The following is a 17472-nucleotide window of genomic DNA, read 5'->3' on the forward strand; positions in this document are numbered from 1 at the left end:
CTCTATTAAATAAATTTCTCACCAACTTCCAAACTTCATACACTATATGGTATATTATGTCCATAAATGAAATAGGACTATTAAAATCTCTTTAACTATTATATTTAGCTATTATAGGAACGTGTTAAAAACTAAAAATAAAGCATAGCTTACAAATTTAATTCTCGTCCATTATTACACAACAACACTTATAGACTGATATATTAATATATTTATCAATAAAAGACAAATTTATTAAATCTGTCTTTTTATCTTATTATTAATTATTGTTTTAAATGCCAAAAGAAATATATTTGAGAACACTCCATTTTTAATAGCGTCTTCAAACATTTCTATGAATTCATCCTCAGTAACATCAATTGGTCGTGGAGCTAGTTGAAATTTTCCATTTTTATTTTTCTTATAATAGCCAAATCTTATTTCTCTCCTATCAAGATCTTTGATAAAAATTTGATCTAAACTAAACCTAGCATCACCCAGTGAAAAAGATCCTCTAGCATAATATCTACAATAATCGGTATCACAAAATGCTTCGTCATAAGGATTACCAACTTTTGTATTTTCAATAATCTGATTTATTCTCTTAACAAACCCATCGCTAATTACATCTTTGTTTATAGCCTTTTGGAATAACTCAAATAATTCATCTTCGGTTACATCAAGTGGCCGAATAACAAGCTTGTAGTTATCCTTTATATTTTTCTTATAATATGCAAATCTAATCTCATCTCTTGCTTTATCATTAATATATATCTTCTCTATTGCCATTTTACGTCCTGCGGCCTCATATTCTATACTTGCCTCTTTTAAGATATCGCAGTAATCTGTTGATTTAATCATAAATACATCACTCCTTTGGTTTTTCTTAATTAAAGAATACCACCTGTATGTACTAATTCATAATCTAAAATTACATGTAATTCACTCTTAACTTCATCTATTAATGCTATAATACCAATCTTGGCCGTAGCTAAAATAAACTTATTCGCATTTTTAACAATTTCTTGTTGAGCTTCCGATATCTTCTCATTATTCAAGTTGGCCATTACAAATGCACTACATACATCCATGAAATCCTCGGAGTTATATCCCTTTTCTAGCTTTTCATCAAATTCAAATTCTATAGCACCTTGAGGAGTTCTATCGTGATTTTCATCAGTTAAAGGTTTCAATCTATTGGGTATATATTTAATTATATTTGATGCTGCTAAATAATTACCGAACTTACCATGTTCCTTTTCTCTTAAAGCCTTTGTCAAACTAGATAATCTAAAACTCTTTGTCCATCATCTAATACATAACATGGTAAATCATTAAATATTTCTAATACTCCAGATTTTATAACTTTTGGTGTCTTCATAATATTTATCCTTCCATCATTAGTATTGGTTGTTTATATATATCTAGTATGCTACAGTTGAATATTTTTCTTTTAATACCTAGATACCATATCTCTTTCAGTGACTTTATATTTTTCTTTATTAGCTAAATCATCCCATCTAATCGCCTCTGTTGCCCCACTTTATTTATTTTTAGCCTTTCCAACTAGTTTTCCCATGATAAAACACAGCCTTTAAAAATTTCCATATAGAATATATTCAAAAATAATTTACTGCTATGCTAGTCCCAATAACTGTTTTTCTAGGATATCAAAATCGTATGTTCTCTGTTCATAGTCGCAGAACCCACCACTCTTAACGTTTTGACGTGTCCTGCTACTTTTTTTATTAGCCCATTGTTTTTGATATATTATTACTTGCTCATCAGTTTTTATGCCATTACTTATCCAGTTATTTAGTATTTTTGCAATGTATTTAATGGTCTTGGCATTGTAGTTCACAGCCTCATAGATGGCCATAATGATGACTTTACTACTCACCTGTCTTGTAAAATCTAATATTTTTTCATACACAAAAGGAGTTATGACATGTATGTTCTCTTCGAAAACTTTAATGATTTTTTTTAGGCCTTCTGAAGTAGCCGCAGATTTATTTTTATAGTCTATTGCCACTGTTTCTTTACTCTTTACTTCTTCTTCTTTATTATTTAATCCTTGTTCTTTATTTATTACTTCTTGTTCTTTACTTCTTATTCTATTACTTGGTAGCCTCATGTAAGGGGCTTGTAAGTGGCTATCAAGTGGCCTATTAATTGAAAATTCACTGACTTGTCCAGTTTCTTTCTCTTCTACATCATCATCTGAATTGCTCTCTAAAAAAAAATCATCATCTATAAATTTCTCTACAATAATATTTTCAAAAATTTTCTCCACATCGAGTTGATCTGCCTTGCATTTTTCAAGCAAAACTTTAAGAAATTCTTTGTTTTTAACCTTTTTTAATTCTTTTTGAACACCTAAAATTGCGTTAATATTATTAGGAACATTGTATTTTATCCAATTTAGCACCATAATCTCTTTTGTCTCTTCACAGTATAAGATTTTGTTGTACTCACAGAATTTTTCAATTAATTCATCTACAGTTTCCCTGTTAATCCCTGTTTCCATCTCTATAAACCTTTTGGAAATTTCATAAATACCACTTTGCGTTGTTTTAGTATTTGTTAAAAGATATAAATAAAAAAACTTTTCCTGTGGAGTAAGTTCAAGAACGAAGCTATCACTCCAAAATTCTGTATAAAGCTGTCTATATTTAGCCATTATTTGTTCCTCCTAATGTTTTATCTAAGACTTTTAATTAGTCCCTCTACTATATAGCCACGAGAATGGCAAAACCGAACCCCCTATTATCGCTATACTTTCTATACTTTCTCTTCCTATTTATAATAATTTAATATATTTATTAATGTGATGCATATATAGTTCTGTGGAACTTATCCTTTTACAATACATATATGCTTTTGTTTACAATTTTGGCGCATATATCAAACTATTTTAAAAATAATTTATAAAGGGGATCAGTATCAATGAATAAAGCGATGTATGTTGGACTTTAGAAAAAATGTTAGTTTGTTAAATCATCTGCGCAGGACTTGATTTAAGTACATAACAAGAACATAACAACAGTTAACTTCATAATATATATAATGTATTTATATTATGGAGGGAATGCTTTGAGCAAATTTAATACGGAAATGTTACACGTTAATTTTGGCATGGGAACAGGTGAAACAAAACCAATTATTCCTAGGAAATATACCCTTACTCATTCAGACGTTACCGGAGAATTATTTTTGACTATTGCAGCAAAGTATGATTATGATAAAATCACTGCCATGAGGGATGAAGTGCTGGCAGAATGGATCATAGTTAATAGTGAGTACGCACTGCTGGTTAATGTTATGGTAGATAAAGAAAAGAACCCAATAATGTCAGCTGTACGTAATAGCATTTTCACAAAAGAATTACCGCTAGCATTGCAGGCGCTTAGATATGGAGATAGAGAATTTTTCAGAGAAAATCCCTCTTTAGATAAAGCACCTATTTATGTGAAATTTAATTCTGTTTATCCTATGTTTAATCGTTTAGAACTATGGGGAACTCCTTCAGATTATAAATAAAAATTCTTAATTTAGTATCCATATAACATAACTTAAAATGTAAGAAAACCCACAACTAATTAAATAGTTGTGGGTTTTACTGTATAATAAATACGATTTTCTATTCTTCCTCTAGCTTTTTCCATCTAACAAGTAAAGTTTATCAGCATATTTAGACTCATCTGAAATCTTCAGCTCAGAATTTTTAGCCGCTTGTTTAACCTGAGCACCAGCTATGTTAGGTTTGACAATACACCCAGCTCCAGCCACACAGCCGCCCGGACACGCCATTCCTTCAATGAGATATCCATCATACTTTCCTTTTATGGCATCATTACACATCTCCCTACATTCTCTCAGTCCATTCGCAGCTTTAATCTTTACTTCTCGCCCTGGATGTTCTTTTTTTATCAAATCAGCTACAGCCTTAGCGACTCCACCTGCAACCGCAAAGCCTCTTCCTGAACCAGTTGCTTCATTACTCAAGCTCATATCTGTACCAATTATTTCTACTTCTTTGGCTGTAAGCATTCCAGATAACTCCTCATATGTAATTACAAAATCAACTTCACTTTTTACGCTTTTTCTGGAAGCTTCTAATTTTTTCGCACTACATGGCCCAACAAAAACAATCATTGCATCTTTATGTTTTTCTCTCACAAGTCGAGCAGCAAAAACCATTGGAGTCAAAGTCATTGAAATATTTTCAGCATATTCAGGATATAATTTTTTAGCCATAACAGACCATGAAGGGCAGCATGAAGTAGCCATAAAGGAAAGTTTTTCAGGTACATTTTCTATAAAATCTTTTGCCTCATCAATTGTACAAATATCTGCACCAATCGCAACTTCAACAACATCTTTAAATCCAATTGTAATCATCGCTCTTTTAAAATCATTAAATCCAACATTTTTACCAAACTGCCCCACATATGATGGAGCTACAATTGCAATTACTTCTTTCTTTTGATTAATTGCCTGAATTAGTTGAAATATTTGGCTTTTATCAGATATTGCTCCAAAAGGACAATTTACCAAACACATTCCACAGCTAACACATTTATCATAATCTATTGATGCTCTGCCATATTCATCCGTATATATTGCATCCACTCCGCATGCCATGGCACATGGGCGCCCATGTTTTATTATTGCTGAATACGGACACACTTTAGCACATAAACCACACTTTATACATTTTTCCTGATCAATAACACTTTTCCCATTAGCTATACTAACTGCGCCTTTAGGACAAACTTCTACACAAGGGTGTGCTAGGCAGCCACGGCACATATTTGTAACTTCATAGCTATTTGTTGGACAAGAATTACAAGCAAATTTTATAATATTTACAAGTGGCGGTTCATAATATTTTGAAGGTTTGGTTGCCCCCTCTAATCCCTCCGTAATTGATCTTGGTTTATCACTTGGTCTTAAATTTAGTCCCATTGCCAAACGGATTCGCTCACTAACTATTGCTCTTTCAAGAAATGTACTTTCTCTATACTTACCCACCTCTCCACGAATGATCTCATATGGAATATTCTCTATATCTTTTAAATTGTCTTCAAAGGCCATCTTACTTACGGCCGTAAAAACTTTGTGTCTAATATCAGTAAGTGTTTTATATTCGTATTTCATTTTTACTCCTTTTATGCTTTGATATTTATAAAAACTACATATATATATTCTTCGTTAGAATATCATATAGTATAATTCAGTCAATTTTGTTTGTGTATTTATTTTACTTATAGCTTTTTATATTATAACTGGTTAATTATCATGAATTTTTCTTTAATTGCTGTGATTGCACCTTGAACAGCGCTCTTACCTTTTTTCTATATGACTATCCCATCACAATGGTCTACTTCATGTTGAATAATTTGAGCAATCCATCCTGAGTATTTTCCCCTTCGCTTCTTAAATCCCGAATCAAAATACTCTACTTCTATCTCTTTGAATCTATTAGTTTTTCTAACACCTATAAGTGAAAGACATCCTTCTTCTGTTTCATATTGACCCGATTTATTCGCTATCACAGGATTAATCATCGGAACGTTCATATCGCCCATACTGATCACAATAATTCTTTTTTTGACACCAATCATATTAGCTGCCATTCCTACACACCCTTCTTTATTTGCTTTAAGCGTATCAAGCAAATCCTGTATCACCTGAGCATCTGCTTTTGTAGCAAGTTCTGATTTTTGATTAAGAAAAAATATGTCTTTCATAATTGATCTAACCATATGTTATACTCCTTCTTTAGTCTTATTTATATTTTTAAATGATTCCTCTATTGTACAAATACATTATGGAGCTTGTATTAGAAAATGCATAGCAAAATTTGATTTTACTATACATTTTCTATGAATTCAATATAATTTCTTAATTAATAATGGTAACTTATCTAATTTTTCACTATATCTTTCTTCATTAAATAACTCCTCGTTTTTCAAAACATAATATAGCTCTTCCACTAAAACTGCTCCAATCATTTTCTTTGCCATATCTTGTGCATATCCACAAGCTACTAATTTTTCAAAAACTTCAGTTGTACATTTAGGATTGTTATCCTTTATTTGATTTTCAACAGTTTCCATAATATGGTCTTTTAATTTATCCTTTACCAAGATTGCATTTCCCCTTTATTTAGTTATTGTTTATCGCAAACATTGTTCTCTAAATGCTAAACATCTATATCAATGATAACATAGCTGATAAGAAATATTAATACATTCATCCCTTTTATACTATCTTCTTTTATTCTGAAACTCCCACGCTTAAAAGCATGTGGTTCTTAGGTACTAAATAACTTTCTTTAATATCACGAATGATATTAACACTAATTATTTTCCCCAAAAATTTCACCATCAAGGATTGCAACCAACCCATTAGCGATAGCATAATGCCCGTTTCAAGACATTTTTTTATTCTAAACTCCCATACTACTTAAATTATCTAATCCTTGCAATCTTTTAATTTCTTTACTATGCAATACTAAAAACTTTTCAAAATCTTTATTACATGCATCAAAATTTATACTGCATAAATCATCATTAACATTTTTAATTAGGTATGCCGAATATATATCCCTTTGGACTTTGATTTGTTTGCCATTATATTCAAAATCATTCCACCTTTGAGATAATTTCTTTTTACTATATTGTTGATTTAAGTGGTTATACTGTGAAGCTTTCACTTGCCACGTATTAATTTCAAAGTATTTTCCGCCTTTAGATTTTAGCTTATTTTCTAGCATTGTTAAAAATTTACTAGGTGCTTTATTTGCTAATGATTTACCAAATCTCTTTTTCTTGTTAATCCTTCCAGTCTTATCATTAGTAGTTGCATTTTTAACACGTTTTTGCAATCCTTTAAAATTCATTTCTTCAACATAGACTACATTGCAATTTTTTACTATTTCATTAATCATTATATTATGATCTTGTTCTCTTATATCCCTTTGTTTCCTATATATATCTTTAAGTTTATTCTTAGCTTTTACGTATCTCTTTGAATATTTCCATTCTAATTTAACACCTTTTTTTATACTGCAATTTTCATCGAAATTATTAGGATTAGTTTTTCTCTTACTTCTATCCATATATCTTTGAATTCTACGTTTTTCATTTTCAATATTTTGTACATGTGGAGCCAATTCATATAGCTTAACATCAGATTCACAAGTATAAGCGATTGTCTGTGTGCCTATGTCAATTCCGCAATCTCCAAGGCCGATATCATTTCTAATTTCTCCTGTCTCTTGGTTAAACTTAGTAGGAGCTACTCCATCCAAAACTATTTGAAGTATATATTTATAACGCCCTCGTACAAATTTCCTTTTAATTCTACAGAAACATATTTTATTCCTTAAAGCATCTATCTCATATTGGTTATTTATATTAAGCATTGTTTCAATCTTTAACCCATTCCATTTAAGCGTATTTGTTTCAATATCATATTTTATTCCAGTGCCATTAGATTTACCTTCTAATGAATTTAACGGATTGTTTCTACCTTTAAAGTGAACTTGTTCACCTTTGCCAAATAAATTATTTTCTAAAGATTCCCATACTCTTGATGCAATCTTCTGAGCAGTGAAGCTGTCTAAATTATGTTTAAATGTATGTTGCGTTGATCTTACATCTTCATGAAGTGAATATTCGGTTAGCCTAAATTCTTTAAGCATTGCATTTTTAATATCAAAATACGGAGTGCAAAGCTTGTTCAATTCTTTCTTGTCCAATTTATTTTTATAAATATTTGATAATTCAGATTGATTTTTCCTCCAGTTTTTAGTCTTGCTCATTTCATTATACCTACTTAAAGCTTTACCTAAAACTGAATTATAGATCTTCCTTCCAATCTCAAATCTTTTATCCAATATCTTTTCTTCAAATTTTTCAAGTTTAAGATTTAGGTTCAATACGAACCGTTGTTTAGCTTCTTTTTTTGCCACTGAATATTCACCTCACTTTCTATAGTTGAAGTTTCAATTTTAACGACATTTCAGAAGGAAGTCTCCCACTTCTATAAGCTGGAGTTACATACCCTAACAAACAGAAAACTTCAGTGGAAGTATAAATCTCCTTCTGAAGTCGTTAATACTTCAGCTCCGCAGGAGATGATTTAATCCCCTTAGTTATGTATTTAAGTCTTCTTCTACACTATGTATTAATAATATTTTCTCCTATCCCTTGGACAATATACAAAAATGATAATTAATTATAGTGTTATATTTGTTCCTTTATTATTTTTTTTATAATTCTTTTATTGCCTATCGACAAGTGCTATCCATCCCACACCTTAAGGAGTGGGCTTTCCGCACAAATTCATTGTAAATTCAAAACTGTAATTAGTTTTGAAAAATATATTGACTTCAAATTGAATAGTAGTTTGTAAATGTTACAATAAGCCTGTGAATTTTTCAGTGAGACAATAAAATCCAAAGAATAAAAAGACATTTAGGTGTGCAGTGGTTTATATTAATAAGCTTAGGGAGAAGAATGTTGATGTAGATTTTATTGCAGATGATAACATGGTGGATTGACTATACGAATATATTAAAAGGGAATTCATTTGAACTGCCCCCTGTCAAGTAGACAGTGGAAATAATTAAAGATTTTATGTAAGGCGTCTATTATTTGGTAGGCGCTTTATTTATGCTGCATTACCTAATAGATATCGCTGATATTCCATTGGTGTCATGCACTTTAAACGTTTTTGATAACGTCTATTATTATAATATTCTATATAGTCTTCAATCGATTTCTTTAAGCTTTCATAGTCTTCAAATTTATGAAGATAATACATTTCTGTTTTTAAGATTCCCCAAAATCCTTCCATTGGACCATTATCAATACAATGCCCAACCCTCGACATGCTCTGTATCATTCCAGCTTTTTTTAGTTTTTCTTTAAATATTTTTGAAGTATACTGGAAACCTCGGTCACTATGAAATATTGGTTTAGCATCAGGGTATACTTTAACAGCAAGATTAAAGGTTTGATAAACCAATTGGTTATTATTAGAATGACCAATGACATATGAAACAATACTTCTATCACCTAAATCAAATATTGCACTTAGATAAGCCTTTTGTCCACTTCTCCCATATTTAAACTCGGTTACATCTGTAAGCCATTTTTTATTGACTTGTTCTGCTTTAAAATTTCTATCCAAAATATTTTCTGCAGTAACTTCAGGAGTTGACTTAATATAATTATATCTTTTTTTTCTGCATACGGATTTTAATCCTAATATCTGCATCAGACGATAAATTCGTTTATAATTAACTTTTTTATTATATTCTCTACGGATTTTAATCGTCATCTGGCGATAGCCTAAGATACCGTCTTTTTCCTCATATAACTCACAAATAAGCTTTAATAATTCTTCGTTTTTCAATACTCGGTTACTTTTTTCTCTGTGTAGCCATTTATAATATGCAGAATGGCTAACGCCGCCTATAATGCACAACTCAGTTATAGGAAATTTATCTTTGTTAGATAATTCTTGGATTGCAAGATAAGTATCTTCGTATCTAGCTTCGCTTAATATCGCCTTCTTTCTATCTCTTGGATTTTTTTTAGAAGAGCATTCTCCATCCGTAATCTTCTATTTTGTGCTTCTAAAAGCTTGTATTGAGCTTTTAGCTTTTCATCTTCTGTCATTAACTCTTCAGCCTTTGGCTTTCCACGTCGGTCCAAAAGCCCTTCAATACCAAACTGATTATACTTCTTCATCCAGGTATAAATCTGAGGATAAGATACCTTATATTTTTCAACAGTTTTATTATAACTGTTATTGTTTTCAATACAGTACTTTATGATTTCAATGCGTTCAATATAAGAAGTTTTGCGTCCTTTGGTCATGATTATTTTTCCTCCTGTTCCAGAAGATTTTATGTTTTCATGACCATTATACTTCTTTATCCAATTGCATAAAACTGTATTTGACGAAATATGATACTTAATGCATAAATCATTCAGTGAGCCATGCCCATCAAGATATTCTTTTACAATGTTAATCTTGATTTTGGCAGTATAAGAAGTATTTTTGCTAGAATGTTTTAACCCAGCTTCACCTTCTGATTTATATCGTATTACCCATTTTTGAAAAGAACTCTTATGTACTTGAAGTTTGTTGCATAAACTTAACATACTAGCTTTTCCATTTAAATATGATGTTACAGCCTTAATTTTTTGTTGGTCTGATATAGTTGATTTTCTTCCCATAAAAAAATAGCCCTCCTTATAGTAAACAGTTTTATTATTTTAACTGTCTACCATAAGGGGAGCATATCAATTTGAATTCCCTTTTAACTTGTTAAAGACTAGAAAGGCAGTAAAAATAAAATAAACATTATCTACTCTGCATCAACATGATTTGATTAAGCCACTCAAATGCTGCAGTATATATAATTAAAATATCCTCTTTAGATTCTCTAAAATTCACATTATATCTTGGCTCTGATACCCATCTAATAATTTCAAATTTCCTTTCGACTATTATATTCGGCACCTGTGTCCCTTTAGGAAGAGACGAAATTAAATAACTTATATTATGTGTCTTATACTTTCTGTCAGTCAAATCATTCCCATTAAGCTCTAAAAGTGCTTTAATTATTTTTTCAATTGCTTGATTTACATGATAAGCCGCATAATTAATTTCTACTTCGTCTGTGCAATTTGTAAGACCAAAATTCGCATACTTCAAATCACTCTTAGCAAGATGCAGATAATTGCTCATATATTCTTACCCCTTTCGCCCAAGCGTTCCTATAAAAATTATTATTTTCCATATCACTAAGGAATAGTTTTTTATTATATCCAAATAAATCAATTTCTCCAAACTCGTGTAAATCTACAGTTGGATAAAACTCAGAAAAATCACCTAAAACGATTATATCAATATCACTAAAGCTACTACAGAAAAGCGTTGTGGCACTACCAAACACTATAATATCAGTGATGTGCTTACCAACATTATCTTTTAATAATAGATTAGCAATTTCATAAACTTTCCTTTGTTTGACTGGATGTATACATTCATAATTATCCAACCCAATTAAATTTTCAAATTTATAATTGGTATTATTACTTGTATTAAAAATATTATCTAATGCATAGAAATCTTTTAAACATTCTATCATAATATTTCACCTTCCTATTCTTATATTGTATCACTACATAAATTGAGTGTAAATAACAAAGGGTGACTGTCACTTGTCGAAAGGTGTAAAGTTAGTTGTTTTAAATCAAATTATCTATACCATTAACCGTAGTTTGTTCATTGTCATTAATAGGAATAACTATGCATTTTTGGCCATTAATTATTTGAGATTTTATTTGAGATACTTTTTCGGGTTTTACTTGTAGTATAACATCATAATGAGGGGTAACATTATTATCTTCTGAAAATGCATCTGGAACTTTCTCTAAATTAGTTTCTAAAGTTTCTTCTAAATTAGTTTCTAAATCTTCTTCTAAAACCACATTATCATCATTAACTTCTGTAGACAGGTCAATTTCATTATCTATAGTATTCTCTTGTTTAACTTGATCAAGTCTAGCTTGAAGTATTTCCACTTGTTTGTGAAGGCGTTCTTCCTTTTTTCTTTGCACATTTGCCTTAAGAGCCTTTGCGTCAATTAAATTCTTTGCTAAAGTGATATCATCACCAAAGTTCTCTACATAGGAGTTTTCAATCTCAGTAGTAATTTCCTGCGGAACTTCACTTTCTATTAAAAGTTTTTGTATATCCTTCTTTGTTAAGCTTATAGGTTCACAGTCTGCATCATCGTTTAAATCATTGTATTCTTCTATCATTGTGCTTAGGTTTTCTTGTATATCCATAAAAATTTTATCAGCTTTATTTTCATCAGAACTAAAAGAATCTTTAATAATTGATTGGAATGTTTCCTTTTGCACCGTAGCCGTTTGTTTTGAAGGACAACCTAGAACATTTTCCATTAATTCAGAATGTGTATCCTTTGCATTTTTTGTATAATACATAATAGAGTTAACATCTGAACTACGATCAATAAAAGCAGGAAACACAAAGCCATTAATCGGGGACTCGACTACCCAATCTCTAATACGTGCTTTTATTTCGTTTTGCTGTTCAAAGTATCTAAGACCAGGCTCTGAAAGTGAAACTGGACATATTGCACATAACACATATTCATATACTTCTTCAGATTCATCTATCTTTATATTATCTCTGGTTTTGCTAACAACATCATAAGCATCATGAAAAAAGAGTATTAAAAAATTACCAGTGTAATCATAATTGTCTATAATCAAATCATAAAGGTTATCTACAAGAGCATCATCTTTTAATTGACTGTTTTTAAGCTGCATAAGTGAAGTCTGTCTTTCATTTGTAAATTCTTCATTAACTTCAAAGTTAAGTTCTAAAATATTATTCCCAATAGTTCCAGACAGTACTTTTTTAGCAATTTCTAAATATTTAAAGTATTCATCCTCATCTAAATTTAGAAAGCTTTCTCTAAATTTTAAAATAGTATGTTTTTCTCCATTAACATAGCAGCCACACATTTTAGTGAAGGTGCATTGCTCTTTTTTAAAACGTCTTTTTAACTCAAGTATATCTTTTCTTCTCATGTATAAGCTCCTCAATTTATAGACAAACCTTACGTAAATTTATAGTTGAAGTGGTTTGTCTTTAGTATTTTTTGTTTGTAGCTATAATTAATATATTATCGTTATTAATTATAGTATTTTTTTTACAGAAAATAAAGGATTTATATATCAGTTTTTTAAATGATTTCTATTGAGAATAGAATAGCAACACAGCTCGTACATTTCATTTCCAATTTATGGTATTTGTTTTTCTAACCCTACAGTATGAATTATTGGTAATTAATCTTTGCAATCTCACCAATAGACTGTGCGAAAACACAACATCATGGTATAATTTTATATAGTATAAAATTTTATAATAAAAAAACAATATGAAGGAGCAAAAAAATGAATGGATTAATGATACTTATTGCTATTTTATTTATTTGCTTGTATGGAAGCATAAATTATTATATAGGTTTAAGGATGTGGCAGAACCTATTTCGCCATATTCCTTGTATAAATCCCAAAATATATTGGATACTGTTTTCAATAATAGCATCATCATATATTGTAACAACGCTTATACCTTCTTTCATACCAGCAATAATATCAACTAAATTAAATATTATAGGATCATATTGGATGGCAATAATGTTTTATCTTATTTTAATATTGCCTATAATAGATTTAATAAGAGTTATAAATAGAAAAATTATAATTCTCCCAAGAAGTTTATCTGGCGATACTAATGTTTCGTTAATAGTAATGGGTCTAGTAGTTGCCTTTATATTTGGTGTAATGATATATGGTACTTGGAGTGCTCGTAGCGTAAGAGTAACAAAGTATGATCTAAATGTTGATAAAGTTGCGGGTAATCTAGAGACCTTGAAGGTTATTATGGTCTCGGACATTCATCTTGGGATTATGGTAGATAATAATAGGCTTACAGGTATGGTAAATAAAATCAATGATTTAAAACCTGACATTGTGTTAATACCTGGAGACATTATTGATAGTAGCATTGACCCTTTTGTAAAAGAAAACATGCGTGATAACTTTAGGCGAATTAAAAGCAAATATGGAGTGTATGCCTCCCTTGGTAATCATGATGGAATGGGAAGTAATGTAGATGATGTAGTTAAAAATTTTGAGAATGCAGGTATAACTGTGCTGCGTGATAATTCAGTTTTGGTAAGTGATAGCTTTTATGTTATAGGTAGACAAGACCCATCCTTAGAGCGTGTTACAAAAATTAAAAGAAAAGATTTGTCATCCTTAGTAAAGGACTTAGATAAGACAAAACCATTTTTGCTTATGGATCATCAGCCAGTAAATTTAAGTGAACCTGAAAACCAGGGGATTGATTTACAACTATCAGGTCACACCCATAGAGGTCAGATATTTCCTGCAAATATTATAACCAATGGAATTTTTGAAATAGACTATGGGTATTTAAAAAAGAACAATTCTCAATTTATTGTATCTTCAGGTTATGGAACATGGGGACCTCCAATTAGGATAGGTAGCCGCTCGGAAATTGTTGAAATAAATCTTAAACTCAAATAATAAATAGTTATTTAGAATGTAGACGAAGCTACTATATTTCTTAGTTTAAAGTAATGTAGTAGCTTTTCCTTAATGGTTTATGGTTTAATTAGTAAGTGGGTCCAGCAAAGCGTGTCCCCACAACAGGGTCAGACCCTTGGCAATAAAAATACATCTGACAGACTTAAAATACTATAGTAAAATAAATATGAAACAGAAAACTTGAAATAATTTATATACAAAGGAAGTATACAATGGAAAAAAATATAAAAATGAGATATCCGAGCTATCTTAAAGAATTTAAATGTATAGGTGGAAAATGTACAGATAGCTGTTGTATTGGATGGGATATAGATATCGATAAGGTTACCTTTAGGCAATATTATAAGGTTCAAGACAAAGAAATGAAGCGAATGATTCAAAAAAATGTACATAATAATGATGAATACCTAAGTCCTGATATAGATTATGGAAAAATAGAATTAAAAACTGGAAAAAGGTGTGCTTTTTTAGATGACGAAAATTATTGTATTATTTATTCCAAAATTGGAGAAGAGTATCTTTCAAATGTTTGCACATCTTTTCCTAGGATAATTAATAAAGTAGATACATGTTATGAAATATCACTTGATATTGCCTGTCCGGAAGCTGCAAGAATTATTTTACTAAAAGAAGAAGGAATTGGATTTAAAGAAAGTGAAGAAACTTTAGGCAAACATATACTATCAGGTGATATTGAAACCAGCTCTAAAGAATATGATAATTCAGCTTTTAAGTATTTTAAAGAAATTAGAAATCTAAGTGTTGAAATAATACAAAACAGAAAGTTCGACTTAAGTAAAAGACTTTATATATTAGGTGATTTTATAAAAACATTAGAAGAAGAACTTAAATATAAGTATACTAATGTACCTAAATTTATTAGGGAATATGATATGAACTTAGTTAGTGATGGTTATGAAAGAGATCAATTAAGTTATATTGTTCAGATAGATTTTTTCAAAAAGATGATAGGCTTCTTAAATGTATCTAAAGAAGTGGATAGTCTTTATTTTAAGGAATATACTAAGCAAATTATAGCTGGATTCAAGTTTGATGAAGGTGGCGACATTAGTAAACATTCAGAAATGTACATAAAAGCATTTGAAGATTATACTGAAAATTTTATGAATAATAATAGCTATATTTTCGAAAATTATTTGGTGAATTTTATGTATAACTATATGTTTCCATTTTCTGAATCAGAATCAATATTCGATGGATATATTATGCTTTTAGTAAGATATTCATTTATTAGATTTTATTTAGTTGGTAACTATCTATATAATAAACAGGATAACAAAGAAAATATAGTTGAATTTATTCAATCTTTATCGAAGACCATAGAACATCACAGAACTTTTTTAATTGATTCAATAAATTATATGAAAGAAAATAAACTTGATAATATACAATTTGCTAAAACACTTTTATAAAAATAAAAAATATTGAGTTCTCAATGTATATACAAGAGAGCTCAATATTTCCACTTAAACTTTGCTAAATTTAGAGTAACTTAATCAGCTCTTCTAACTCCTGCGATAAAACTTTTGCAAGCGTAAAATCAATATCTTTTAAAGCCAATTCTATTTTTGTTTCGACTAATTTTTTCTTTTGTTCAATTTCTAAATAGTCTTTGTCAAAATGATTAGCATAAATCATCTTTCTAAATTTTCGCATACTCATTTTTCTAATTGTCTTATCTTCAATGATTAAAACAAAATCCATACAGTTTACTATAGAATAGAAATCATGGGAAATCATGAGAATCGCACCTTTATAGTTTTCTATGGCTTTTTCCAGTGCTATTTGTGAATATGTGTCTAAATGACTTGTCGGTTCATCAAGAAGCAAAATGTTTGCTTTACTAGCAGAAACTTTGGCCAGTTGAAGCATATTTTTTTCTCCACCAGATAAAGCCCCTATCTTTTGATTAATGGCTTCTTCTTCGAAACCATAACCAGAAATATATGCTCTAACCTTTTGATTAGTTTTAAAACCAGCATCTAAGAACTCTTCAAGTATCGTATTAGACTCATTTAGTGTTTTGCCTTGAAGTTGAGACAAATAAGCCACTTCAACATCTTCATTTATCTCAATAGAATCATGATTATTTTTAAATATTTCTCGAAGTAACGTCGTTTTCCCGGCACCATTTGAACCGATAAGAGCTACTTTATCAGTAGATTTAATCTCAAAGTTAACATTTTCTAGAAGCATATCATCAAAGGCAACACTGTAATCATTAACTTTTAAAACAATGGTTTCTTCGATTTCATTATCTGTAACTAAACTGATATTTGGTTGTTTAATATCTACAAATGGCGATTTAATTCTACTTTTTTCTAATCTTTCTTGAATTTTAACTCTAGCATTTAGAGCTTTCCCTTTAGAAGATTGATTATACTCAGTTGCGAGAAATCTTAACTTCTTTATTAAGATCTCGTTTCTCTCAAGTTCTTCATTATCAGTAGCAGCTAGTTCTTGTAACTCAATTTTAGTTTGAAGTAATGAGAAGTTATACTCAATATAGTTTCCATCAAACTCTTGGATCTCCATGTTTTCAAGGTGTAGAATTTTATTAAAACAATGATTCAATATATATCTGTTGTGCGTAATAATTAACATTGTTCCAATGTGCGAATTAATTAGATCTTTAAGCGAATTAAGGTTTTCAAAGTCTAAAAACACATCGGGTTCATCCATAATCATTAAGTCTGGACTATTTAGCATTTCCTTAATTACTTGAATAAGCTTGAATTCCCCACCACTAAGTTCAGATATCATTAGATCTTTATACTTGCTTAAGTTTGCAAGATTTAAGTTTTTATTAATGATGTTTTCGAAATCATCCCCATTAATTGCATCAAATGCGTCTAAAGTTTGTTGATACTTTTCTAGTAAAGAATCAATATCCGAAGATGTTTCCATTTCACTGCAAATAGATGTTATTTCATTTTGTAGTTTAATAAATTTTTCCCCTATATATTCGAAAACTGTAATTTCTTTCATTTCGCCCTGTTGCGAGAATTGACTTACATACCCAATGCTACAATTTGGGTCAATCTCGAGCTTTCCATCGAACATATATTTTTCTGGATCCATAATTATATCTATCAGTGTACTTTTTCCACTGCCATTTGTTCCTATAAAAGCACAATGCTGACCATCTTCTAATGTAAATGAAATATTATTATATAGATCCTTTTGCGGAAATGAGTAGGACAAGTTATCAATTTTTATCATATTATTACCTCTCTTTATCACTAAAAAAGAGCCTATAAAAATAAGCTCTTCA

The 17472-nt window shown here is 30.0% G+C and carries 16 protein-coding genes; 3 read left to right on the forward strand and 13 right to left on the reverse strand.

What is annotated here, in order from left to right:
• Window positions 1–234 precede the first annotated feature (234 nt).
• The 3 genes from KTC94_RS04485 to KTC94_RS04495 form a co-directional block, all read right to left on the reverse strand.
• Window positions 235–840: a hypothetical protein gene (locus KTC94_RS04485; RefSeq protein ID WP_220320545.1), complete on the reverse strand. Its 606-nt coding sequence runs from the start codon at window positions 838–840 to the stop codon at window positions 235–237.
• Window positions 841–869: 29 nt separating this feature from the next.
• Complete coding sequence (locus KTC94_RS04490; RefSeq protein WP_258876471.1) at window positions 870–1259, reverse strand: hypothetical protein; 390 nt, start codon at window positions 1257–1259, stop codon at window positions 870–872.
• Window positions 1260–1615: 356 nt separating this feature from the next.
• Window positions 1616–2659 (reverse strand): DnaD domain-containing protein, encoded by a 1044-nt coding sequence (locus KTC94_RS04495; protein ID WP_220320546.1) that lies wholly within the window; start codon window positions 2657–2659, stop codon window positions 1616–1618.
• A gap of 413 nt (window positions 2660–3072) precedes the next feature.
• On the opposite strand from KTC94_RS04495, the gene KTC94_RS04500 reads away from it, so the two are divergent.
• On the forward strand, window positions 3073–3519 hold the full coding sequence (locus tag KTC94_RS04500) for a staygreen family protein (RefSeq protein WP_258876472.1): 447 nt from the start codon (window positions 3073–3075) through the stop codon (window positions 3517–3519).
• 111 nt (window positions 3520–3630) lie between these two features.
• On the opposite strand, the gene KTC94_RS04505 is transcribed toward KTC94_RS04500, so the two are convergent.
• From KTC94_RS04505 to KTC94_RS04545, 9 genes are all read right to left on the reverse strand, one after another.
• The gene (locus KTC94_RS04505) at window positions 3631–5139 is read right to left on the reverse strand and encodes a 4Fe-4S dicluster domain-containing protein (protein ID WP_220320547.1); all 1509 of its coding nucleotides are present in this window, start codon (window positions 5137–5139) and stop codon (window positions 3631–3633) included.
• Window positions 5140–5336: 197 nt separating this feature from the next.
• Window positions 5337–5747 carry a peptide deformylase gene (locus tag KTC94_RS04510; protein WP_216304104.1) on the reverse strand — a complete coding sequence of 137 codons (411 nt, stop codon included), beginning with the start codon at window positions 5745–5747 and terminating at the stop codon, window positions 5337–5339.
• Between the two features lie 126 nt (window positions 5748–5873).
• A complete protein-coding gene (locus tag KTC94_RS04515) occupies window positions 5874–6131 on the reverse strand; it encodes a hypothetical protein (RefSeq protein WP_216304105.1) in 258 nt (85 codons plus the stop codon).
• 302 nt (window positions 6132–6433) lie between these two features.
• Window positions 6434–7960, reverse strand: coding sequence for a transposase (locus KTC94_RS04520; protein ID WP_216304106.1), 1527 nt, complete (start codon window positions 7958–7960; stop codon window positions 6434–6436).
• 701 nt (window positions 7961–8661) lie between these two features.
• Window positions 8662–9615: an IS3 family transposase gene (locus tag KTC94_RS04525; RefSeq protein ID WP_216304646.1), complete on the reverse strand. Its 954-nt coding sequence runs from the start codon at window positions 9613–9615 to the stop codon at window positions 8662–8664.
• Complete coding sequence (locus KTC94_RS04530; RefSeq protein ID WP_258280590.1) at window positions 9555–10238, reverse strand: helix-turn-helix domain-containing protein; 684 nt, start codon at window positions 10236–10238, stop codon at window positions 9555–9557. Before KTC94_RS04530 ends, KTC94_RS04525 begins: the two co-directional genes overlap by 61 nt.
• 127 nt (window positions 10239–10365) lie before the next feature.
• Window positions 10366–10752 carry a HEPN domain-containing protein gene (locus KTC94_RS04535; RefSeq protein WP_220286931.1) on the reverse strand — a complete coding sequence of 129 codons (387 nt, stop codon included), beginning with the start codon at window positions 10750–10752 and terminating at the stop codon, window positions 10366–10368.
• Window positions 10727–11155, reverse strand: a complete 429-nt coding sequence (locus tag KTC94_RS04540; RefSeq protein WP_220286932.1) for a hypothetical protein — start codon at window positions 11153–11155, stop codon at window positions 10727–10729. The genes KTC94_RS04535 and KTC94_RS04540 overlap by 26 nt, the downstream gene beginning before the upstream one ends.
• 100 nt (window positions 11156–11255) lie before the next feature.
• A complete protein-coding gene (locus KTC94_RS04545) occupies window positions 11256–12629 on the reverse strand; it encodes a DUF4317 domain-containing protein (protein ID WP_220320555.1) in 1374 nt (457 codons plus the stop codon).
• 366 nt (window positions 12630–12995) lie between these two features.
• Here KTC94_RS04545 and KTC94_RS04550 point away from each other — a divergent pair, with 366 nt between their 5' ends.
• Together KTC94_RS04550 and fliB are read left to right on the forward strand one after the other, a co-directional pair.
• The gene (locus KTC94_RS04550) at window positions 12996–14156 is read left to right on the forward strand and encodes a metallophosphoesterase (RefSeq protein WP_220286934.1); all 1161 of its coding nucleotides are present in this window, start codon (window positions 12996–12998) and stop codon (window positions 14154–14156) included.
• Window positions 14157–14389: 233 nt separating this feature from the next.
• Window positions 14390–15610, forward strand: coding sequence for a flagellin lysine-N-methylase (gene fliB / locus KTC94_RS04555; protein ID WP_220320556.1), 1221 nt, complete (start codon window positions 14390–14392; stop codon window positions 15608–15610).
• 70 nt (window positions 15611–15680) lie between these two features.
• Here the strand turns inward: fliB and KTC94_RS04560 are convergent, their stop codons facing one another.
• Complete coding sequence (locus KTC94_RS04560; protein WP_220320557.1) at window positions 15681–17420, reverse strand: ABC-F family ATP-binding cassette domain-containing protein; 1740 nt, start codon at window positions 17418–17420, stop codon at window positions 15681–15683.
• Window positions 17421–17472 lie beyond the last annotated feature (52 nt).

It is taken from the genome of Clostridium sp. CM028, from assembly GCF_030585565.1.
In the GTDB taxonomy this organism is placed as follows: Bacteria; Bacillota; Clostridia; order Clostridiales; family Clostridiaceae; genus Clostridium_AD; species Clostridium_AD estertheticum_B.